This is a genomic window from Rhodococcus spelaei, from assembly GCF_006704125.1.
GTDB lineage: Bacteria > Actinomycetota > Actinomycetes > Mycobacteriales > Mycobacteriaceae > Rhodococcus_G > Rhodococcus_G spelaei.
This window is the reverse complement of sequence record NZ_VIGH01000008.1, coordinates 267,334-289,293: the sequence shown is the minus strand read 5'-3', so window position 1 is coordinate 289,293 and position 21,960 is coordinate 267,334. Positions and strand designations below refer to the sequence as shown.

21 protein-coding genes are annotated in these 21,960 nt (G+C 70.3%); 14 read left to right on the top strand and 7 right to left on the bottom strand.

What is annotated here, in order from left to right; translation table 11 throughout:
- Positions 1-57 precede the first annotated feature (57 nt).
- The gene (locus tag FK531_RS18360; protein WP_181763021.1) at positions 58-726 is read right to left on the bottom strand and encodes a helix-turn-helix transcriptional regulator; all 669 of its coding nucleotides are present in this window, start codon (positions 724-726) and stop codon (positions 58-60) included.
- 256 nt (positions 727-982) lie between these two features.
- On the opposite strand from FK531_RS18360, the gene mptB reads away from it, so the two are divergent.
- The 6 genes from mptB to FK531_RS18330 all read left to right on the top strand — a co-directional run bounded on the left by mptB (position 983) and on the right by FK531_RS18330 (position 7,475).
- Positions 983-2,641, top strand: a complete 1,659-nt coding sequence (mptB, locus tag FK531_RS18355) for a polyprenol phosphomannose-dependent alpha 1,6 mannosyltransferase MptB (RefSeq protein ID WP_142102002.1) — start codon at positions 983-985, stop codon at positions 2,639-2,641.
- Positions 2,638-3,582, top strand: coding sequence for an ABC transporter ATP-binding protein (locus FK531_RS18350; RefSeq protein ID WP_142101876.1), 945 nt, complete (start codon positions 2,638-2,640; stop codon positions 3,580-3,582). The genes mptB and FK531_RS18350 overlap by 4 nt, the downstream gene beginning before the upstream one ends.
- Before the next feature lie 2 nt (positions 3,583-3,584).
- On the top strand, positions 3,585-4,382 hold the full coding sequence (locus FK531_RS18345; RefSeq protein ID WP_142101874.1) for an ABC transporter permease: 798 nt from the start codon (positions 3,585-3,587) through the stop codon (positions 4,380-4,382).
- Positions 4,383-4,464: 82 nt separating this feature from the next.
- Positions 4,465-5,937: a hypothetical protein gene (locus FK531_RS18340; RefSeq protein WP_435531065.1), complete on the top strand. Its 1,473-nt coding sequence runs from the start codon at positions 4,465-4,467 to the stop codon at positions 5,935-5,937.
- A gap of 51 nt (positions 5,938-5,988) precedes the next feature.
- The gene (locus tag FK531_RS18335; protein WP_142101872.1) at positions 5,989-6,969 is read left to right on the top strand and encodes a COX15/CtaA family protein; all 981 of its coding nucleotides are present in this window, start codon (positions 5,989-5,991) and stop codon (positions 6,967-6,969) included.
- A 17-nt stretch (positions 6,970-6,986) separates the two neighbouring features.
- Entirely contained in the window at positions 6,987-7,475 is a 489-nt protein-coding gene (locus tag FK531_RS18330) for an SRPBCC family protein (RefSeq protein ID WP_142101870.1), read from the top strand.
- Between the two features lie 65 nt (positions 7,476-7,540).
- Here FK531_RS18330 and FK531_RS18325 read toward each other — a convergent pair whose 3' ends face one another.
- Complete coding sequence (locus tag FK531_RS18325; protein ID WP_142101868.1) at positions 7,541-7,906, bottom strand: hypothetical protein; 366 nt, start codon at positions 7,904-7,906, stop codon at positions 7,541-7,543.
- 34 nt (positions 7,907-7,940) lie between these two features.
- Between FK531_RS18325 and FK531_RS18320 the strand changes: the two genes are divergently transcribed.
- Together FK531_RS18320 and FK531_RS18315 are read left to right on the top strand one after the other, a co-directional pair.
- Entirely contained in the window at positions 7,941-8,906 is a 966-nt protein-coding gene (locus FK531_RS18320) for a quinone oxidoreductase family protein (protein ID WP_142101866.1), read from the top strand.
- Between the two features lie 152 nt (positions 8,907-9,058).
- Positions 9,059-9,334 (top strand): hypothetical protein, encoded by a 276-nt coding sequence (locus FK531_RS18315; protein ID WP_142101864.1) that lies wholly within the window; start codon positions 9,059-9,061, stop codon positions 9,332-9,334.
- Here the strand turns inward: FK531_RS18315 and FK531_RS18310 are convergent.
- A complete protein-coding gene (locus tag FK531_RS18310; protein ID WP_142101862.1) occupies positions 9,327-10,310 on the bottom strand; it encodes a heme o synthase in 984 nt (327 codons plus the stop codon). The two genes, FK531_RS18315 and FK531_RS18310, sit on opposite strands and share 8 nt — an antisense overlap.
- Before the next feature lie 252 nt (positions 10,311-10,562).
- Here FK531_RS18310 and tkt point away from each other — a divergent pair, with 252 nt between their 5' ends.
- The 5 genes from tkt to pgl are packed head-to-tail and all read left to right on the top strand — an operon-like array spanning position 10,563 to position 17,021.
- A complete protein-coding gene (tkt, locus tag FK531_RS18305; protein ID WP_142101860.1) occupies positions 10,563-12,665 on the top strand; it encodes a transketolase in 2,103 nt (700 codons plus the stop codon).
- A 5-nt stretch (positions 12,666-12,670) separates the two neighbouring features.
- Positions 12,671-13,792 carry a transaldolase gene (gene tal / locus FK531_RS18300; RefSeq protein ID WP_142101858.1) on the top strand — a complete coding sequence of 374 codons (1,122 nt, stop codon included), beginning with the start codon at positions 12,671-12,673 and terminating at the stop codon, positions 13,790-13,792.
- Between the two features lie 3 nt (positions 13,793-13,795).
- On the top strand, positions 13,796-15,340 hold the full coding sequence (gene zwf / locus FK531_RS18295; protein WP_142101856.1) for a glucose-6-phosphate dehydrogenase: 1,545 nt from the start codon (positions 13,796-13,798) through the stop codon (positions 15,338-15,340).
- Between the two features lie 19 nt (positions 15,341-15,359).
- Positions 15,360-16,265 (top strand): glucose-6-phosphate dehydrogenase assembly protein OpcA, encoded by a 906-nt coding sequence (opcA, locus tag FK531_RS18290; protein ID WP_142101854.1) that lies wholly within the window; start codon positions 15,360-15,362, stop codon positions 16,263-16,265.
- Between the two features lie 9 nt (positions 16,266-16,274).
- A complete protein-coding gene (gene pgl, locus FK531_RS18285; RefSeq protein WP_142101852.1) occupies positions 16,275-17,021 on the top strand; it encodes a 6-phosphogluconolactonase in 747 nt (248 codons plus the stop codon).
- Between the two features lie 4 nt (positions 17,022-17,025).
- Here the strand turns inward: pgl and FK531_RS18280 are convergent, their stop codons facing one another.
- The 4 genes from FK531_RS18280 to secG all read right to left on the bottom strand — a co-directional run bounded on the left by FK531_RS18280 (position 17,026) and on the right by secG (position 20,768).
- A complete protein-coding gene (locus FK531_RS18280) occupies positions 17,026-17,220 on the bottom strand; it encodes a hypothetical protein (protein WP_142101850.1) in 195 nt (64 codons plus the stop codon).
- Positions 17,221-17,294: 74 nt separating this feature from the next.
- Positions 17,295-20,078 (bottom strand): phosphoenolpyruvate carboxylase, encoded by a 2,784-nt coding sequence (gene ppc, locus FK531_RS18275; protein ID WP_142101848.1) that lies wholly within the window; start codon positions 20,076-20,078, stop codon positions 17,295-17,297.
- A gap of 43 nt (positions 20,079-20,121) precedes the next feature.
- A complete protein-coding gene (locus FK531_RS18270) occupies positions 20,122-20,532 on the bottom strand; it encodes a PPOX class F420-dependent oxidoreductase (RefSeq protein WP_142101846.1) in 411 nt (136 codons plus the stop codon).
- A gap of 2 nt (positions 20,533-20,534) precedes the next feature.
- On the bottom strand, positions 20,535-20,768 hold the full coding sequence (gene secG / locus FK531_RS18265; RefSeq protein ID WP_142101844.1) for a preprotein translocase subunit SecG: 234 nt from the start codon (positions 20,766-20,768) through the stop codon (positions 20,535-20,537).
- 217 nt (positions 20,769-20,985) lie between these two features.
- Here secG and FK531_RS18260 point away from each other — a divergent pair, with 217 nt between their 5' ends.
- Positions 20,986-21,900: a tyrosine-protein phosphatase gene (locus FK531_RS18260; protein ID WP_142101842.1), complete on the top strand. Its 915-nt coding sequence runs from the start codon at positions 20,986-20,988 to the stop codon at positions 21,898-21,900.
- Positions 21,901-21,960: the final 60 nt, after the last annotated feature.

Here is a 21,960-nt window from a genome sequence, read left to right as displayed (position 1 = left end):
GCTGGGCACCGATGGAATGTGACGTTTCGAGAGTGTCGGGCGGGATCTGCGTTGCGGTCAGGTCGCTTCCTGGTGCTTGGCGGCCGGTGGGACGAGCGGGACGTGCGTGGTGCACGCGCAGTCCCCGTTCGCGATGGTCGCCAGGCGCTGCACGTGCGTGCCGAGCAGTTCGGCGAACGCCTGCGTCTCCGCCTCGCACAGCTCCGGGAACTCGGAGGCCACATGCGAGACCGGGCAGTGGTGCTGGCAGATCTGCACGCCGTTGCCGACCGGCCGGGTGGTCGCGGCGAACCCGGCGGTGGTGAACGCGTCGGCGATGGCCTCGGCGGTCTCCTCGACCTCGACGACGTCGTGCCCGGCCGCAGGGTCGATGTCCGCGACGATGGTCTGGACGCGGCGCCGAGCGAACTCGACGATCGCGGCCTCGCCGCCGACCTCACGGAGCTGCCGCATCGCGGCTCCCGCCAGGTCGTCGTAGGAGTGCCCGAGCCGCGACCGTCCGGCGGCGGTCAGCTGGAACTGCTTGGCGGGCCGACCGCGACCCTTCTGCTGCCAGCTCGCGGAGGTGGTCGAACGCGCCTCACCGGTGTCGATGAGCGCCTCGAGATGACGGCGCACACCGGCGGCGCTCAGGCCGAGGTTGGTACCGATCTCGGTGGCGGTGATGGGACCCTGCTCGAGCAGCAACTGCACGACGGCCGCACGCGTGTGGCCGTCGTGGCTCATCGCACTGGGCGTGGGCACAGCACCACGCGCGCCGGAAACAGGCGCACTACCTGCGCCTTCACTCCGCGCGTCGCGAGTCGGTGCCGTTTTCACAACACCAGTGTGACGGAATTATCGACCCTGGTCCACCAAGGGTGCCCTGCATTACACCGCTACTCTTCACCCTGTGCCGAAGACCGACGACGCACCGGACGCCGGTGACACCCCAGGCGCCGGTCCCGGCACCCATCCTCCCCACGACCTCCGCGGTCGCGCACTGACGCTCGCGCGCCGCGCCCTCGGCATCGACGGCCGCAAGCACGGATTCGCGGTGTCCAGCCTGCACGGCGACGAACCCGAAGCCCCCGGCCTCAACCCGCGCGAGACCGCCCAGCTGCGCGGCGTCCGACGCTTCGGCGCGACAGGCGCCCTGCTCATGGCACTCGGCGCGCTCGGCGCCGGCGCGCAACCGGTACTGCAGAACCCGGTGCAGGGCCTGCGCATCCTCGGCCTGCCCGCGCGAATGCCGAGCGTCGCGATGACCATCACCCTGACCGGCAGCGCGATGGTGGTGCTGGCGTGGCTGCTGCTGGGCCGGTTCGCCATCGGCAACTTCCGCGAGGGCACCGCGATCCGGCGCCTGACCCGGTCCCAGATGGACCGCACCCTGTTGCTGTGGGTGATTCCGCTCACGGTTGCCCCGCCGATGTTCAGCAAGGACGTCTACTCCTATCTCGCGCAGAGCGAGATCGCCGCCCGCGGGCTCGACCCGTACGCGATCGGGCCCGCCGGTGCGCTCGGCGTCGACCACGTACTGACCCGCACCGTGCCGAACATCTGGCGCGACACCCCAGCCCCGTACGGCCCGCTGTTCCTGTGGATCGGCAAGGGCATTTCCGCTGTGACCGGGGAGAACATCGTCGCGGGCATCTTCCTGCACCGACTGCTCGCGCTGGTCGGCGTCGCCCTGATCGTGTGGGCGCTGCCACGACTGGCGAAGCGCTGCGGAGTCGCCAGCGTGACCGCACTCTGGCTCGGCGCCGCCAACCCACTGCTGCTGTTCCACCTGGTCGCGGGCATCCACAACGAGGCGCTGATGCTCGGCCTGATGCTCGCGGGCATGGAAGTCGCGCTGCGTGCCGTCGAGAGCGCCGACCCGATCCGCGGCAGATCGCTGCTGAACCTGCTGTCCGGGGTGGCACTGATCGCGCTGTCCGGGTCGGTGAAGATCCCCTCGCTGCTCGCGCTCGGATTCCTCGGCATGGCACTCGCCAGACGCTGGGGCGGCCGAGCTCGTTCGGTCGCCGCCGCGGCGGCCCTGCTGCTCGCCGTGACCTCGGTGGTCGTGCTCGCCGTCAGCCTGGCCAGTGGACTCGGATTCGGCTGGCTCAGTCCCGGCACCCTCGGCACCGCCAACGAGGTGCGCAGCTGGATGTCGCTGCCGACACTGCTGGGCCTCGGGACCGGGCTCGCCGGGGTGTTTCTCGGCCTCGGTGACCACACCACCGCAGTGCTCAGCCTGACCCGGCCGATCGCCTCGCTCGCCGCTGCGTTCGTCGCGCTGCGGATGCTGATCGCGGTTCTGGTCGGGCGGATCCACCCGGTCGGGGCGCTCGGCGTCTCGCTCGGCGTGCTGGTCCTGCTGTTCCCGGTGGTGCAGCCCTGGTACCTGCTGTGGGCGGTCATCCCACTGGCCGCGTGGGCGACTCGGCCCTCGTTCCGCATCCCGGCGATCGCGTTCTCGTCGGTGGTCAGCCTGATGGTCATGCCGAACGGCGGCGAGTACCAGCCGTTCGTCATCGTGCAGGCCGCGATCGTCACCGTTCTCGTCTGCGGTTCGCTCATCTTCGTCACCCGCAACCGGCTGCCGTGGCGGTCCGACGGTGGGGCGTCGGCCGGGCCGCGAACCACCGCCGCCTACGCTGAGACCCCGTGAGCTCCTCGGCGTCGACCACGACGCACCCCGTTCTCCGCCTCGACGGCGTGGTGAAGACCTACGGTGACGTCACCGCCGTCGACGGCTTGGACCTGTCCCTCGAACGCGGCCAGGTGCTGGCACTTCTCGGCCCCAACGGCGCAGGCAAGACCACCACGGTGGAGATGTGCGAGGGGTTCCTGCGCCCCGACGCCGGCACCGTGCGGGTGTTCGGACTCGACCCGATCGCCGACTCCGGCGAGGTGCGCTCCCGGATCGGCGTGATGCTGCAGGGCGGCGGCGCCTACCCCGGTTCGAAGGCCCGCGAGATGCTCGACCTGGTCGCCGCGTACTCCGCCCGACCGCTCGACCCCGACTGGCTGCTGCGCACCCTCGGACTCACCGACGCCGCGCGGACCCCGTACCGCAGGCTGTCCGGTGGGCAACAGCAGCGGCTGGCCCTGGCCTGCGCACTGGTCGGGCGCCCCGAACTGGTCTTCCTCGACGAGCCGACCGCCGGGCTCGACGCGCAGGCGCGGCTGATGGTGTGGGAACTGATCGAGGCACTGCGCCGCGACGGCGTCGCGGTCCTGCTGACGACCCACCTGATGGACGAGGCCGAAGCCCTCGCCGACCGACTCGTGATCATCGACCACGGCCGGATCGTCGCGGAGGGCACACCGAGCGAGCTGACCCGCCACGGCGCCGCCGGCCAACTGCAGTTCACCGCGCCCGAACACCTCGACCTGGCCGGACTGGCCGCCGCCCTACCCGACGGCTTCACGCCCAGCGAACCGTCTCCGGGCAAGTACGTCGTCGAGGGCGACATCGATCCCGCCGTGCTCGTCGCGGTGACCACGTGGTGCGCGGAACAGGCCGTGCTGGCCACCGAACTGCGCGTGGACCAGCGCCGCCTCGAGGACGTCTTCCTCGACCTCACCGGCAAGGAGTTGAGAGGTTGAGCATGACCTACCAGGACCGCCTCGCGGACAACCGCTTCGAGCCGGGGACCTTCACCCCCGACCCGAAACCCAATGCGCCGCTGGCGATGCTCGCCGCGCAGACCAAGCTCGAACTCACCCTGCTGCTCCGCAACGGCGAGCAGTTGCTGCTGACCCTGTTCATCCCGATCACCCTGCTGATCGGGCTGTCCCTGCTGCCGGTCGGCGATCTCGGCGACCCGCGGGTGGACAAGGTGGTTCCCGCCGTGATGATGGTCGCGATCATGTCGACCGCGTTCACCGGGCAGGCCATCGCGGTCGGGTTCGACCGGCGCTACGGCGCCCTCAAGCGGCTCGGCGCGACCCCACTGCCCCGCTGGGGCATCATCGCGGGCAAGAGCGCCGCCGTGGTGATCGTCGTCGCGTTGCAGTCGATCGTCCTGGGCGCCATCGGTTTCGCGCTCGGCTGGCGACCGGACCCGGCGGGACTGCTGCTCGGCGCGGTCGTGATCGCGCTCGGCACCGCGACCTTCGCCGCGCTCGGACTGCTGCTCGGCGGGTCCCTGCGCGCGGAGATCGTGCTCGCCCTCGCCAACGTGCTGTGGTTCGTGATGGCCGGCATCGGCTCGGTCGTCTTCGCGTCCGCGGACTCGATCCCCGGACCCCTGCACACCGCCGCACGCGTGGTCCCGTCCGGCGCCCTCGCCGAGGCACTCGACCACGCCGTGTCCGGTTCGGTGGACGTGTTCGCGATCGTCGTGCTGGCGCTGTGGGGTTCGGTCGCGGGCTGGCTGGCGACGCGGCTGTTCAAGTTCACCTGAGCCGAACCCCTGTCTTTCGAAACCCTTGTCTTTTGAACTCACATACGGGTTTTCACCCCACACCAGATAGTGAGGCGGCATCATGCACGTCGTGCCGAAAACACCGTTGCGCGCGCTAGCCGCCGTCTCCGCTGTCGCCCTCTCGTTCGCCCTCGGGACCGGGAGCGCGACCGCGCAACCGACGTGGGGCCCACTCGCCGCACCGAACCCGTACCTGGGTCCCGACGGCACCTCGACCATGCACGGCGACGCCGGTTCCTCGGACGCCACACGGCTGGCCGGCCCCGGAGCAGGTGCGGTCTCCGTCACCTCGTACCCACTGCTCGCCGCCTGCCCCACGGCGCTGCAGGGCTCGGACGGACTCGTCGTCGCGCTGTGCACCTCGGTCCTCGGCCAGAACCCGACCGTCTACCTGATCGACCCCGCTGCGCCCGCCGTCCCCACCGGCGGATCGATCGCCAAGCTCGAACTCGCCAAGGGCAGCCTGCTCGGCGGCGTGTACGCATTCCTGGACAACCACAACCGCCTGGTGGCGGTCGACGGAAACCGCAAGCTGCAGCGGATCGGTCACACCGGCAACAGTCTGTTCATCGATTCGACGGTCGATCTCACCGGCGCGGTTCCGGCCGGAGATGCGGTGACCGGGCTGGTTCCCGACTGGCAGGGCAACGTCTGGTTCGCCACCGGCGGCGGCGTGATCGGCTCGGTCGACGCGGCAGGCACCGCCCGGACCGTGCAGGTCCCGCAGGGCGAGCAGGTGCAGAACAGCATCTCCAGTTCCCCCGCCGGAGTCTCGGTCGCGACCACCCATGCGCTGTACCAGCTGAGCCTCGCCGCGGACGGCACCCCGAAGGTGGACTGGCGACAGACCTACGATCGCGGGTCCGCCCGCAAGCCCGGACAGCTCAGCTGGGGCACCGGGTCCACGCCCACGTACTTCGGTCCGACCACCGGATACGAATACGTCGCGATGGTCGACAATGCGGACACCCGGGTGAACCTGCTCGTGCGCCGCACCGACACCGGCCAGGAAGTCTGCAAGATCCCTGTCCTCACCTCCGGCGGTCCGGGCAGCGAGAACTCCCCGATCGGCGTCGGCAACTCCGTGTTCGTCGCGAGCACCTACGGCTATCCCTACCCGACCGTCCCGGCGGGCGCCGGTCCCGCGGTGCCCGAATCGGCACCGTTCACCGGCGGCATGACCCGCGTCGACCTCGACGGCGCCGGCTGCCACCAGGTGTGGGACAACACGTTGCGCAGCTCGGCGGTGCCGCACCTGTCGACCGCGGACGGACACCTGTACACGGTGCTGCGTGAGGGTGCCGCGACCACCTCGCCGCTGGACGGCTACTCGTTCGCGGCGATCGACCCGGCCACCGGTGCGGTGCTGAAGAAGACCGGACTGCCCGGCACCACCGCGAACGACACGCTCCAGATGTCGGCGCTGATCACCGCCAAGGGCGACTACCTGCAGGGCACCATCACCGGGATGCTGCGGGTCCGGGCCGGCGGTGGCACGGGCAGTGCAGGCAGCTCCGGCAGCTCCGGCAGCTGAGCGCACCGCCCAACGACAGCGTGTAGTTGAGGAGGCTCTACCATCGGGGGCGTGCTGTATCGCGGGTTTGTGAGCCTGGTCAACCGTCTACCGCTCCCCTCGTCGGCGGTGCAGAAGTGGATCGCCTTCGCGGTGATCCTGTCCCAGGGCGGCATCGCCGTCACCGGGGCGGTGGTCCGGGTGACCGCGTCCGGCCTCGGCTGCACCACCTGGCCGCAGTGCTATCCCGGCAGCTTCATCCCGACGTCGTCGTCGACCGCGCCCTGGTTCCACCAGAGCATCGAGTTCGGCAACCGCATGCTCACGTTCCTCGTCATCGCCACCGCGGCCGCGGTCGTCCTCGCGGTCACCCGGGCGGGGCGACGCCGCGAGGTGCTCGCGTACGCCTGGCTGATGCCGCTGTCGACGGTCGCGCAGGCGGTCCTCGGCGGGATCACGGTGCTCACCGGCCTGCTGTGGTGGACGGTTGCCCTGCACCTGCTGGTGTCCATGGCGATGGTGTGGCTGTCGGTGGTGCTCTTCCACAAGATCGACCAGCCCGACGACGGCGTCGAGACCATCACGGTGCCCAAGCAGCTGCGCTGGCTCACCGCACTCTCCGGCGTCGCGATGGCGGGCACGCTCGTCGCAGGCACCATGGTGACCGGCGCGGGCCCGCACGCGGGCGACAAGAACCCGGAACGCACCGTCGCACGCCTCGACCTCGACATCACGAACCTGGTCCACCTGCACGCCGAACTGCTCGTCGCGTACCTGGCACTGCTGATCGGTCTGGGCTTCGGCCTGTACGCGGTCGGTGTGCGGGCCGCGGTGACGCTGCGACTGAAGGTCGTGGTCGCGCTCGTCGTCGCGCAGGCCTGTGTCGGGCTGGTCCAGTTCTGGACCCATGTCCCCGCCGCACTGGTCACGGTGCACGTCGCCCTCGCGGGCGCCTGCACGGCCGCGACCGCAGCGCTCTACGCCGCCGGGCGGGTCCGCGAACCCGCACCCACTGCCGTCACGCCCGCGACCGCGGGCGTCAGCGTCGACTGAACACCGAAGGAGCCGTCATGCGTCTGCGCGACACCCCGACCGTCGAGGTCACCGAACGTCTGGCCTGCAGCCCGGAGCGCGCCTGGGCGCTGGTCACCGACATCGAGCTGCCCACCCGCGCCGACGGCGAACTGCAGCGGGCCGAGTGGCTGGACGGGGCCACCGGGGTCGCCCTGGGCGCCCGGTTCCGCGGCTACAACGCCAGTGAGCAGATGGGTGAATGGCACACCGAACCCGAGATCGTCGAGGTCGAGGACGGCCGCCGCTGGGTGTGGCAGGTGGGCACCTCGGAGGCGCCGTTCTCCCTGTGGGGCTTCGAGGTCGACGCCGACGGTGACGGCACGCTCGTCCGGCAATGGGCGAAGGTCGGCACCGGGCGGTCCCCGCTCACCGATTTCATCGATCAGCACCCGGCCCAGGAGGCCAACATACTCGACCACCGGATGTCGGTGTGGCGGAAGGGCATGGCGGCGAACCTGGCGGTGCTCAAGCAACTCGTCGGCTGACCGCTACACGTCGGGGCGGCTCACCGCTGTGGTGAGCCGCCCCGACGTCGTCTACGTGGCGGATGTCAGCCGAGCCCGTTGCGGGCCTTCGGGAACCTCGTCTGGCCCGCTACCCAGCCGGCCATCTTGCGCCAGTGCCCGACGCGCGGGGTCACGATGCTGGTGACCGAGCGCTCCCACTCCCCGACGGTGACGTTGTCCACCGCGGCGACCACGGCGTTGGCGGTGGCCAGGTCGGCGACGACCTCGTCACCGAGGACACCGTCCGCACCGACCAGGGTGATCCGGACGCCGGCGTAGCCGACCGGCTGGATGACGGCGGTCGCCGAATCGCCGTGCTCGGCAACGAACTTGCGCACCGAAGCGACGATGTGCGACGGCAGCGCGGCAGCCGGGGCGGCCGCGCCGGAATCCTGGGTCTCGACAGTCATGGTCCACAGAATACGGGAGAGTAGAAATAGGGTCATGCGCGCAATCACCGTGACCGAGTTCGGCGGCCCCGACGTCCTGCAGGTCGCCCAGCTGCCCGACCCCCTCCCCGGCGACCACGACGTCCTGGTCCGCACCGAGGCCGTCGGAGTCAACTTCATCGACACCTACTTCCGCACCGGCGCCTACGCGGTGGAGCTGCCGTACGTCGCGGGCAGCGAGGGCGCCGGAGTTGTCGAGGCGGTCGGCTCGCAGGTGTCCGATCTGACGGTCGGCGATCGGGTGGCATGGTCGGACGCACCCGGCAGCTACGCCGAACTGGTCGTGGTCCCCGCCGCCAAGGCCGTCCCCGTCCCCGACGGGGTCTCCGGTCCGGTGGCTGCGTCGACGCTCCTGCAGGGCATGACCGCGCACTACCTCCTCAACTCGGTGTACCCGGCGCAGCCCGGCGACACCGTGCTCGTGCACGCCGGGGCGGGCGGGGTCGGACTGGTGCTCACCCAACTCGCGGCCGCACGCGGAGTGCGTGTGATCACGACGGTGTCCACCGACGAGAAGGAGCAGCTGTCGCGGGCGGCGGGAGCCGCGGAGATACTGCGCTACGGCGACGACCTCGCCGACCAGGCGCGCGCGCTGACCGACGGCGAGGGCGTGGCGGCCGTGTACGACGGCGTCGGCGCGTCCACGTTCGAGGCCAGCCTGGCGTCGCTGCGCATCCGCGGCACGCTCGCTCTGTTCGGTGCGGCGAGCGGTCCGGTACCGCCGTTCGACCCGCAGCGCCTCAACGCGGGCGGGTCACTGTTCCTGACGCGGCCGACGCTCGCGCACTACACCCGCGACCGCGACGAGCTGCTGTGGCGGTCGGGCGCGGTGTTCGCTGCCGTCGCGGACGGTTCGCTGCAGATCAGGGTCGGGGCGCAGTACCCGCTCGAGCAGGCCGCGCAGGCGCACCGGGACCTGCAGGGACGCGCGACGACCGGCTCGATCGTGCTGATCCCGTAGCGGTCGCCGGGTCGCACCCAGGGTGTCGAGCGCGCACCCTGCGGTCGGCTGCGACCGCCCCTCGGGGTGCTGGATCAGCAGACAGACGTCGACCAGAGTATTTCCCACCCGAGCAGCATTCGGCCGCTCGACAACCAAGGCGGGGAACAATCATGGTGGCAATCGAGTCCGTTCGGCCGGCGAAGTCGAAGCGACGTACCCGACGCCCGATCTCGCCGAAGGTCACGTGGTCGTCGACGGCAGGCGCTGTAGCCACGATCGTCTGGACCGTTGTCGTCTCGGTGTTCCCGCACTCCTTCACACCCTCGGACGTCGCCAGTCTCACCGGCTCGACCGCCACCGTGCTCGTCTTCCTGCATGGCTACTGGGTTCCGGACAAGCGCCGCTCAGGGCACCGACCGCGCACAGGCAAACGGGCGATCAGCTGAAGAAGGACCCGATGGTGCTCATGCCGAGCACGGAGTCGACGGCGAGGCCGAGGAACACCACCGCGAGGTAGTTGTTCGACTGCAGGAACAGCCGCAGCGGCTTGACCGACTCACCGCGGCGCACACCCGCGTACAGCTGGTGCGCCATCAGCAGGAACCAGGCTCCCGCGACGAGCGCGATCGCGGCGTACACCACGCCCGCGGCCGGGACCAGCGCGAGCGTCGCGAGCACGGTCAGCCAGGTGTAGACGACGATCTGCTTGGTGACGCGTTCCTCGGTCGCGATCACCGGCAGCATCGGCACGCCCGCGGCCTTGTAGTCCTCCTTGTACCGCATGGCCAGGGCCCACGTGTGCGGCGGCGTCCAGAAGAAGATGACCAGGAACAGCACGACGGGTTCCCAGCTCAGGGTCCCGGTGACCGCGGCCCAGCCGACGAGCACGGGCATGCAGCCGGCCGCGCCGCCCCAGATGACGTTCTGCCAGGTCCGGCGCTTGAGCACCATCGTGTAGACGAGAACGTAGAAGGCGATCGTCGCGACCACCAGCAGGCCGGCGAGCAGGTTCGCGGCCCACCACAACCAGGCGAACGAACCCACGCCGAGGACCAGGCCGAAGATCAGCGCGTGCGAGGTCGGCACGGCCATCCGGGCCAGCGGCCGCCGGGCGGTGCGCTTCATCACCTTGTCGATGTCCGCGTCGACGACGCAGTTGAGGGTGTTCGCGCTGGCGGCGCCCATCCAGCCACCGAACAGGGTGGCCAGGACGAGCGGGAAGTCGATGGTGCCGCGGTCCGCGAGCAGCATCGCCGGGATGGTCGCGACCAGCAGCAGCTCGATCACCCGCGGCTTGGTCAACGCCAGGTAGGCGAGAACCTTTCCGAGCGCCCGCCCCAAGAGCGTGTCGGACCCGCTCGGGGGGGTGGGGCTGGGGGCTCCAGCGAGACCGTGTCCGCCACGCTCCACTATCCGCACCATTTCTCCTGCCCTCAATCTGCACCGAACCGCGCGAACGACAACCAGCTCCGGCGGTCCACACGACGGTCAGACCCGAGCACTACTACACCCGATGGTAGACGGCGGCGCGCCGAGAACCGAACTGCAGGGGTCGACCGAGCCTGATCGACCGCGATGCACTCGGGCACTACTGTTGTGACGGAACTACGCTTGGGCTTATCGCGCCGCCTCACCTATGTGTCGCCGTTCACCTATGTCAGGAGACTTCTGCTCGTGTCGATCACAGACGAGATCCGCGTCCTCACCCAGCCGGTGCACCCCTCCGACTGGTCGGAGCTGGACACCAAGGCCGTCGACACCGTCCGTGTCCTCGCGGCCGACGCCGTGCAGAAGGTGGGCAACGGCCACCCCGGCACCGCGATGAGCCTCGCTCCCCTCGCCTACACGCTCTTCCAGCGCATCCTGCGCCACGACCCGTCGGACGCCAAGTGGGTCGGTCGCGACCGCTTCGTGCTGTCCTGTGGGCACAGCAGCCTCACCCTGTACCTGCAGCTGTACTTGTCGGGCTACGGCCTCGAGCTCGCCGACATCGAGGCGCTGCGCACCTGGGGCTCGCTGACTCCCGGACACCCCGAGTACGGCCACACGGTCGGCGTGGAGATGACCACCGGGCCGCTCGGCCAGGGCCTGGCCTCCGCGGTCGGCATGGCGATGGCGGCGCGCCGCGAGCGCGGTCTGTTCGACCCCGACGCCACGGCCGGTGACAGCCCGTTCGACCACGACATCTACGTCATCGCCTCCGACGGCGACCTCCAGGAGGGCGTCACCTCCGAGGCCTCGTCCATCGCGGGCGTGCAGCAGCTGGGCAACCTGATCGTCTTCTACGACGACAACGAGATCTCCATCGAGCACGACACCGCGATCGCGTTCGGCGAGGACGTCGCCAAGCGGTACGAGGCGTACGGCTGGGACGTGCAGCGGGTCGAGGGCGGCGAGAACGTCTCCGCGATCCTCGACGCCGTCGCACACGCCAAGTCTGTGACCGACAAGCCGTCGATCATCATCCTGCGCACCATCATCGGCTACCCGGCCCCCACCAAGATGAACACCGGCGACGTGCACGGCGCGGCGCTGGGCGCCGACGAGGTCGCAGGCGTGAAGAAGGCGCTCGGCTTCGATCCCGAGAAGTCGTTCGACGTGGACCCGGCCGTGCTGGCGCACGCCCGTGAGGCCCTGACCCGCGGCGCGGCCGCCCGTCAGCAGTGGGAGGCCGGCTTCGAGTCGTGGGCCGCCCGCGAGCCGGAGCGCAAGGCCCTCTTCGACCGCCTGCACGCCGGCGAGTTCCCGGCCGGCTGGACCGACACGCTGCCGACCTGGGAGCCGGACGCCAAGGGCGCCGCGACGCGCAAGGCGTCGGCGAAGGTGCTCAACGCGCTCGGCCCGATCCTGCCCGAGCTGTGGGGCGGCTCGGCCGATCTCGCGGGCAGCAACAACACCACCATCGACGGCTCGGATTCCTTCGGCCCGCCGTCGATCTCGACGAAGGACTGGACGGCCCAGCCGTACGGCCGGACGCTGCACTTCGGCATTCGCGAGCACGCGATGGGCTCGATCCTCAACGGCATCGCGCTGCACGGACCGACCCGCCCGTACGGCGGCACCTTCATGGTGTTCAGCGACTACATGCGGCCGGCCGTCCGACTGGCCGCGCTGATGCAGACGCCCGCCATCTACGTGTGGACGCACGATTCCATCGGCCTCGGCGAGGACGGCCCGACGCACCAGCCGATCGAGCACCTGGCCGCACTGCGTGCGATCCCGAACCTGGCCGTGGTCCGGCCGGGCGACGCCAACGAGACCGCCCACGCCTGGAAGAACGCCCTGGAGAACAAGACCGGGCCGACCGCACTCGCACTGACCCGTCAGGACATCCCGGTCCTCGAGGGAACCAAGGACAAGGCCGTCGACGGTGTCGCCCGCGGCGCGTACGTCCTGGCCGAGGCGTCCACCGGCACCCCGCAGGTGATCCTGCTGGCCAGCGGCTCCGAGCTGCACCTGGCGACCGCGGCCCGCGAGGCACTCGAGGCCGAGGGCATCGGCACGCGGGTCGTCTCGGTGCCCTGCCTCGACTGGTTCGAGCAGCAGGACCAGGCCTACCGCGACGAGGTGCTGCCGCCCGCGGTCCGCGCCCGCGTCTCGGTCGAGGCCGGCATCGCGATGCCGTGGTACCGGATCATCGGCGATGCCGGTGAAGCCGTGTCGATCGAGCACTTCGGCGCCTCCGCCGACCACAAGACCCTGTTCCGCGAGTTCGGCTTCACCGCCGAGGCCGTCACCGCGGCCGCACATCGCACCCTCGCCCGAGTGAACGGATGACGCAGATGGCACAGAATCAGAACCTCGCCGCACTGTCCGCGGCCGGGGTCTCGGTGTGGCTCGACGACCTGTCCCGCAGCCGCCTCGAGTCCGGCAACCTGGCCGAGCTCGTCCGCGAGAAGAGCGTCGTCGGGGTCACCACCAACCCGTCGATCTTCCAGGCCGCACTCAAGGGCGCCGAGTACGCCGGCCAGCTGGCCGAGCTCGCCGGGCGCGGAGCGGACGTCCACGACACCGTCCGCGCACTGACCACCGACGACGTCCGCAACGCGTGCGACCTGCTGGCCCCGCAGTACGAGGCCACCGACGGCGTCGACGGCCGCGTCTCGATCGAGGTCGACCCGCGGCTCGCGCACGACACCGACGACACCGTCGCGCAGGCGATCGAACTCTGGAAGATCGTCGACCGCCCCAACCTGCTGATCAAGATCCCGGGCACCCTCGCGGGCCTGCCCGCGATCACCCGGGTGATCGCCGAGGGCATCAGCGTCAACGTGACGCTGATCTTCTCGGTCGAGCGGCACAAGGCCGTCATCGACGCCTACCTCGCGGGTCTCGAAGCCGCGGCCGCCGCCGGGCACGACCTGTCGACGATCCACTCCGTCGCGTCCTTCTTCGTCTCCCGCGTGGACACCGAGATCGACGCCCGGCTCGAGGCCGTCGGCTCCGACGAGGCGCTGGCCCTGCGCGGCAAGGCCGGTCTGGCCAACGCGCGCCTGGCCTACGCCGCGTACCAGGAGGTGTTCGAGGGCGGTGCCCGGTTCGCCGCACTGGCGCCCGCCGGCGCCCGCGTGCAGCGCCCGCTGTGGGCGTCGACGGGCGTCAAGAACCCCGACTACCCCGACACGCTCTACGTGACAGAGCTGGTCGCAGCGAACACCGTCAACACCATGCCGGAGAAGACGATGGACGCGGTCGCCGACCACGGCACCATCGCCGGCGACACCATCTCCGGCACCGCGGCCGCCTCGCAGCAGGTCTTCGACGCGCTCACCGCGGTCGGGGTGTCACTGCCGGAGGTGTTCGACAAGCTCGAGACGGAGGGCGTGGACAAGTTCGAAGCGTCCTGGAACGAGCTGCTGGAGGCGATCTCCGGCCAGCTCACGGCCGTGTCACACCAGGGCTGATCGATGGCGAGCACGGGCGCCGCGCCGCAGTGGGTCAATCCGCTGCGAGACGAGAGGGACAAGAGACTGCCCCGCATCGCGGGCCCGTGCTCACTGGTGATCTTCGGGGTCACCGGTGACCTGGCGCGCAAGAAACTGATGCCCGCGGTCTACGACCTGGCCAACCGCGGCTTGCTGCCACCGGGTTTCGCGCTGGTCGGGTTCGCCCGAAGGGACTGGGCGACCGAGGATTTCGGGCAGGTCGTGCACGACGCCGTGAAACGGCACTCCCGCACACCGTTCCGTGAGGACGTGTGGGACCGGCTCGCCGAGGGCTTGCGGTTCGTGCAGGGCAGCTTCGACGACGACGCCGCCTTCGCCGAACTGACCTCGACGCTCGCCGCGCTCGACGAGGAGCGCGGCACCGGCGGCAATCACGCCTTCTACCTGGCGATCCCGCCGGCCGCGTTCCCGACGGTGTGCGAACAGCTCTCGAAGTCCGGGCTGGCCAAGCAGACCGCCGACCAGTGGCGCCGCGTGGTCATCGAGAAGCCGTTCGGCCACGACCTCGACAGCGCCAAGGAACTCAACGAGGTGGTCAACACCGTCTTCCCCGAGGACTCGGTGTTCCGCATCGACCACTACCTCGGCAAGGAGACGGTGCAGAACATCCTGGCGCTGCGCTTCGCGAACCAGCTGTTCGACCCGATCTGGAACGCGCACTACGTGGACCACGTCCAGATCACCATGGCCGAGGACATCGGCCTCGGCGGTCGCGCCGGCTACTACGACGGCATCGGTGCGGCCCGCGACGTCATCCAGAACCACCTGCTGCAGCTGCTCGCGTTCACCGCCATGGAGGAGCCGGTCAGCTTCGAGCCGTCCGAGCTGCAGGCGGAGAAGATCAAGGTGCTCTCCGCGACCCGGCTCGCCGAGCCGCTCGACGAGACCACCGCCCGCGGCCAGTACGCGGGCGGCTGGCAGGGCGGCCGCCAGGTGGTCGGGCTCCTCGACGAGGAGGGTTTCGCCGCCGACTCGACCACCGAGACCTTCGCAGCGATCACGCTGGAAGTGAACACCCGCCGCTGGGCCGGCGTGCCGTTCTACCTGCGCACCGGAAAGCGTCTGGGCCGCAGGGTCACCGAGATCGCAGTCGTGTTCAAGCGGGCGCCGCACCTGCCGTTCGACGCGACCATGACCGAGGAGCTGGGACAGAACGCCCTGGTGATCCGGGTGCAGCCGGACGAGGGCGTCACCATGAGGTTCGGGTCGAAGGTGCCCGGGTCGTCGATGGAGGTCCGGGACGTCAACATGGACTTCAGCTACGGGCAGGCGTTCACCGAGTCCTCCCCCGAGGCGTACGAGCGCCTGATCCTGGACATGCTCCTCGGCGAACCGTCCCTGTTCCCGGTGAACGCGGAAGTCGAACTGTCCTGGAAGATCCTGGACCCGGTACTCGAGCACTGGGCGGCGGGCGGCCGTCCCGAACCGTACGAGGCGGGCACCTGGGGTCCGCCGTCCGCACAGGAGATGCTGCGCCGCACCGGACGTGAATGGAGAAGGCCGTGACGAATGTGGAGACCCTCCAGTGATCATCGACCTCCCCGAGACCACCACCGAGACCGTCAACAAGAAGCTCGTCGAACTCCGTGAGACCGGCGGCGCTGTCACCCTCGGCCGCGTGCTGACCCTGGTGGTCAGCGCGGACGGCGCGAACTCGGAGTCGGTCATCGACGCCGCGAACGAGGCCAGCCGCGAGCACCCCTGCCGCGTCATCGTCGTCACCCGCGGCGATCGCGCCGGCGACTCGCGCCTCGACGCGCAGATCCGGGTCGGCGGCGACGCCGGTGCCTCCGAGGTGGTGGTGCTGCGGCTGTTCGGCGAACTGGCCGGACACGAGAGCAGCGTGGTGATCCCCTTCCTGCTGCCCGACACCCCGGTGGTGGCCTGGTGGCCGGGCGAAGCCCCGCCGGTGCCGGCGCGTGACCCGTTGGGGCAGTTGGCGATCCGGCGGATCACCGACGCCACCGGCGCACCGGACCCGGGCGCCACCATCAAGTCGCGGCTCGACTCGTACACCGCGGGCGACACCGACCTGGCGTGGAGCCGGATCACGCCGTGGCGGGCCCTGCTCACCTCCGCGCTGGACCAGCCACCGCACGAACGGCTGCTCTCGGCAACGGTGTCGGGGCTGGCCGAGGAACCCGCTGTCGACCTCATCGCGGGCTGGCTCGCCAGCCGGATCGACGGTCCGGTGCGTCGCCGCGTCGGCATCTTGAAGGTGGACCTCGAACGGGAGACCGGTTCGGTGTCGTTGAGCAGGCCGCAGACCGGCAAGACCGCGACACTGAGCCGATCCGGTATGCCGGACGCGTTGGTGTCGTTGGCGCGCCGCGAGACTCGCGACTGTCTGGCCGAGGACCTGCGACGGCTCGATCCCGACGAAATATATCGCGCCGCACTCGCTGGACTTTCGCGCGTCATCTACGAATGATGTGTGTCCATGACTGACGTGCGTGTGCAGACCTACGACGATGCCGACGCCCTCACTTCCGCAGCTGCCGCCGAACTCGTCGAGGTGATCGTCGGCGCGCAGGCGGAGCGCGGGTCGGCCTCGATCGTGCTCACCGGAGGCGGCAACGGGATCGGCCTGCTGCGCAAGCTCCGCGAGAACCCGGGCGCAATCGACTGGGCGATGCTCGACGTGTTCTGGGGCGACGAGCGGTTCCTTCCCGCAGGCCACAAGGACCGCAACGAGATTCAGGCACACGAGGCGCTGCTCGACCACGTGCCGGTCGATCCGGCGCGGCTGCATCCGATGCCGTACGGCGACGGGCTCTACGCGGGCGACCCCGACGCCGCCGCGCATGCCTACGAGCACCTGCTCGCCGCGCATGCGGACGGCGGACCGATCCCGGACTTCGACGTACACCTGCTGGGCATGGGCGGTGAGGGACACGTCAATTCGCTTTTCCCGGACACCGAGGCCGTGCAGGAGACGAAGCGATTCGTCGTCGGCGTCACCGACTCCCCCAAGCCCCCGTCCGAGCGGGTCACCCTCACCCTCCCCGCGGTGCGGCGGGCGCGCCGGGTGTGGCTGCTCGTGGCGGGCGCGGACAAGGCGGAGGCCGTCGCCGCGGCCGTCGCGGGCGCCGACCCCAACGACATTCCCGCCGCGGGTGCGCTGGGCGCCGAGTCGACCGTCTGGTTCGTCGACCGGGCCGCCGCCGCGGACCTGCCGACGGCCTGACACCTCAGTCCGGCTCCTGCCCCTCGCCCGCGGCGTGCGGGTTCTTCTCGCGCGGCACGGGCGGCCGGGGACCCGGCAGCGGCCCCGGCCGGCCCGCTCGTCGGCCGTGCAGCAACGCGTGGGCGCGGGGTGTCGCCCGTGTGTGCGCCAGTGGGCGCACCCCGCCGCGCCAGTCCTGCGTACCCGTGCACTGCGTCATCGCGGGACTCCTTCCGGTTGTCGGCTGTTGGTGAGTTGGACGCGCACACCGCCGATCCGGTTCCGCGTTCGACGCTAGCCGCTGTTGCGCAGTGCGGTCGCGAGCCCGTTCATGGTGAGCTGGATGCCGCGGCGGACGAGGTCGCTGTCGTCGCCGGCGCGGTATCGGCGCAGCAACTCCACCTGCAGGTGGTTGAGCGGTTCCAGATACGGGAAGCGGTTGTAGACCGACCGTTCCAGTGCCGGGTTGTCGGCGGTGAGCGAGTCGTTACCGGTGATCGCCTCGTACATCGCGACCGTGCGCGCGTGTTCGGCGGTGATCATGCCGAACACCCGTTCGCGCAGTTCGGTGTCGGGGACCAGTTCGGCGTACCGGGCCGCAAGTCCCATGTCGGACTTGGCCATCACCATCGCCATGTTCGAGAGCACGGTCCGGAAGAACGGCCACCGCTCGTACAGGTCGGTCAGCCGGGCCAGCCGCTGCGCGTCGCCACCCACCCACGATTCGAACGCTGTGCCGCTGCCGTACCACCCGGGCAACATCACCCGCGACTGGCTCCACGACAGCACCCACGGGATCGCTCGGAGGTCGCCGATCGAGCGGGTGGGCTTGCGGGAGGTGGGACGCGAACCGATGTTGAGGTCGCCGATCTCCGCGACCGGCGTCGAGGTGGTGAAGTACTCCACGAAACCCGGTGTCTCGTGGACCAGTTCGCCGTACGCGACCCGGGCACGTTCGGCCAGGTCGTCGAGCAACGCGTACGCGGCGTCCGCGCCCGGGCCGAGTCCCTCGACGTCGAGCAAGGTCGACTCGAGGGTCGCCGCGAGCAGCGTCTCGAGATTGCGGTGCGCGATCGGCGGCTGCGCGTACTTCGCGGCGATCACCTCACCCTGTTCGGTGATCCGCAACGACCCGGACACCGCGCCGGGCGGCTGCGCCAGGATCGCCTCGTAGCTGGGACCGCCACCACGGCCGACGGTTCCGCCGCGACCGTGGAAGAGCCGCAACCGGATTCCGGTGTCGTGCGCGGCGTCGACCAGCTCGAGTTCGGCACGGTAGAGCGCCCAGTTGGCGGCCAGGTAGCCGCCGTCCTTGTTCGAGTCGGAGTAGCCGAGCATCACCTCCTGCAGACCACCGCGGGCGTCGACCAGCGCCCGGTACTCGGGCACCGCAAGCGCCGCCCGCAGTGTCGCCGCTCCCCCGCGCAGGTCCTCGATCGTCTCGAACAGCGGCACGACGTTCGGGCCGTGTCGATCCGGGTCGCCGGGCGCCAGCAGTCCGACCTCCTTGAGCAGCACCGCGGCCTCGAGCATGTCGCTGACGGAAGTACACATACTGATGATGCAGTTCGGGATCGCGCCCTGACCGAGGGTCGCGGCCGCGTCGGCGGCCGCCGCGAGAATCGCCAGTTCCGAGGTGGTCCGTTCCCCGAAGACCGCACCGGGTCGGGTCAGCGGGCGCCGGGTACGCAGTTCGGCCGCAAGCAGCGCCACCCGCCGCGGCTCGTCGAGCGAGGAGTAGTCCCGGTGCACCCCCGCCCAGGCGAACAGTTCAGCGATGACCTCTTCGTGCACCTCGGAGTTCTGCCGCAGGTCGAGACCCGCGAGATGGAAACCGAAGGCCTCCACCGATTCCCGGACGGTCGCCAGCCGGTCGTCGGCGATCAGGTCGTCGCCGTGTCCACGCAGCGAGGCGTCCACGACGGCCAGATCCGCGAGCAGCTCGGCCGGACCGCCGTACGGCGCGAGACCGGAGTCGGCGAGCGCGGCCGAGGAGGTGCGGGCGAGGTCGGCGCCGAGGATCACGATCGCGGTCTCCGTCAGCCTGGCCCGCATGCCGCGCAGCGCCCGCCGGTAGGGTTCGTCGGCCCGGGACGGCGCATTGTCGCCGGAGGACGCGGCGAGCGAATCCAGGTCGGCCGACACCGTGACCAGGCGCGCCGACATCGCCAGTTCCTGTTCCAGCGTTTCGACGTCGTGCAGGTGCCGGTCGAGTGCGGTCGCCGCGGCGCGGTGGGTGGCGCGGTGTACGACGTCGGCGGTGACGTTCGGGTTGCCGTCCCGGTCGCCGCCGATCCAGGATCCGGTGCGCAACATCGGTTCCGGCAGCAGATGGGCGTCCGGCCAGCGCCGCCGCAGCTCCCGGCGCAGCGCGGCGTTGATCCGCGGCACCACCTCGAACAGCGCCGCGTCGTAGTACCGCAGCCCGACCTCGATCTCGTCCTGAATCCGCAGGCGGGACAATCGGATCAACGCGGTCTGCCACAGCGTGAGGATCTGCCTGCGCAGCGCGTGCTCCACCTCGGCGGTCTCGGCGGCGTCGAGTTCGGTGCGGTCCCGGTACCGCATCAGGTCGGTGATCCGGTTCTGCGTCTCGAACACGGTGCGGCGTCGGGTCTCGGTGGGATGCGCGGTGATCACCGGGACCACCTGCGCCCCGGCCAACGCGCGTGCCATCACGGACGAATCGAGCTGCGCGGCATCGAGTTTCGCGTACGTGGCGGCGAGGCTGCTGTCCTGCGGCGGCTCCCCCGCGCGGACATGGAGGGCGCGCCGACGTTCCCGGTGCAGGTCCTCGGCGAGGTTCGCGAGCAGCGCGAAGTGGCTGAACGCGCGGATCACCGGGATCGCCTGGTCCACGGGGACATCGGCGAACATCGCAGCGAGCTCCGCGCGATCCACCTCGGAACGCCGCACCCGGAAGGACTCGACTCGAGCGCGTTCGACCAGGTCGAACACGTCGCCGCCGGCCTGCTCGCGGACGGTCTGTCCGAGGATGCCACCGAGCAACCGGATGTCCTCACGCAGCGGCTCGGTGGCCGCACGGGACGCGTCGAGGCTGGGCTGCGAGGTCGTCATCGCCCCAGTATCGGGGCGCGGACGCCGCGCCGCAGCGCGAACGTCAGGCCTTGAACACCACCGCGTCGGGGGTCAGCCTGCCGATCACGCGCGGCGTGCCGGGCGCGTCGAACTCCCAGCGCTGGGCGCCGGTGTACTTCGTCGCGAGGGCGTGGATCAGCGAACCGTCCGGGTCCTCGGTGAACGTGACCGTGCCGCGCACCTCGAGGTAGCTGTACGGTCGCGACGCCGGGTACACCAGCAGGGTGGCCCGGGGGTCGCGTTCGAGGTTGGCTGCCTTGCGCCTGCCCTGCACGGTCGAGAACAGCACGTCGCCACCGTCGCGCTGCACCCAGATCACCGACAACTGCGGCTGTCCGGACGGCTCGATCGTCGCGAGAGTCGCGAACTCCGGGGCATCGATCAGTGCGGCCCCGGCGTCGGGCAGGACGGCCGACCGGATCAGATCGGCCACCGTCAGCTGAACTTGATCTCGAGGCCGATGCCGAGGATCGCGATCAGCCAGACCGCGGCGGTGAACAGGGTCAGGCGGTCGAGGTTCTTCTCGACCACAGTGGAGCCGGACAGGCTCGACTGCACGCCGCCGCCGAACAGGCTGGACAGGCCGCCGCCCTTACCGCGGTGCAACAGCACGAACACGATCAGCAGCACGCTGGTGATCACCAGCAGGATGTCCAGGAACAGTTTCATCTCGGCTCTTCTCTGCCCTTCACGCGACGGGTACGGCCACAAGCCGCCCCAGCCTACCGGTACGGGTGGTCGCCTGAGGCAATCGGACCGGCGAATGCCCGCGAGTACCGAATCCTGACCGCTGAGCGGGAGGGACCGGCGCGCCTCGAGGCCTCGCCGGGCGACCGTGGCTTCGTTCCACGTCCACGAAGCCCCTCATCCGATCGGAAGGTCCTTCATGTCTCGACACGGTTCCACTTTCGCGTGCGCACTCGTGGTCAGCGGCGCGGCGCTGCTCTCGGGCGTCGGCGGCGCCCTCGCGCAGGCCGAGCCCTCGAACCCGCCCGCCGTCACCGCACTGCTCGACGCCGGATCCGCCGGCCTCGGCAGCTCGGCTCCCGCGGCAGACGCGCCCCGCCTCGCCAGCATCGACAACTTCCGTGACGTCGCCGGCACCGGCGCCGGGTACGCCGCCGGCTGGACCCACGTGAACAAGGGCGTCTTCTACCGCGCCAACGCGATCGTGCCCAACGAGGCCGACATGGCAACCCTCGCCGGTCTGAAGCTCTCGACGGTGTACGACCTGCGCACCGACGACGAGGTCGCCCAGAAGCAGGACGTCCTGCCCTCCGGCGTCACCTACAAGCGCATCCCCATCCTGTCCGGGAACATCAACGCGATGCTCGGCAAGATCAAGTCGCCCGACGACGCGCGAAAGATGATGCAGGACATGAACCGGTCCTTCGCGACCGGCGACGTCGAGAAGGCGAAGTTCCGCGAGTTGCTCACCGATCTGGCGACCACCGACGGCGGCCAGGTCTTCCACTGCACGGCAGGCAAGGACCGTACCGGCTGGGCCTCTGCGGTCCTGCTCAGTATCGCCGGAGTGTCCAACCAGACCATCATGGACGACTACCTGCTGACCAACGAGTACGCCAAGGACTCGATCGCCAAGAACACCGAGGGCCTCAAGCGCGCGTTCGGCGACGCCTACGTCAACTTCCTGCCGCTGGTCACCGTCGAGCAGAGCTTCCTGCAGGCCGGACTCGACCAGGTCGCGACGACTTACGGCTCGATGGACAAGTACCTGACCGAGGGGCTGGGGCTGAGCCCCGCCACCATCGGCAAGCTGAAGGCCAAGCTGGTCGGGTAGTAGCAGCTTCGCTGCCTGTGCGCGCGGTTCACCCCGGTTGGGGTGAACCGCGCGCACAGT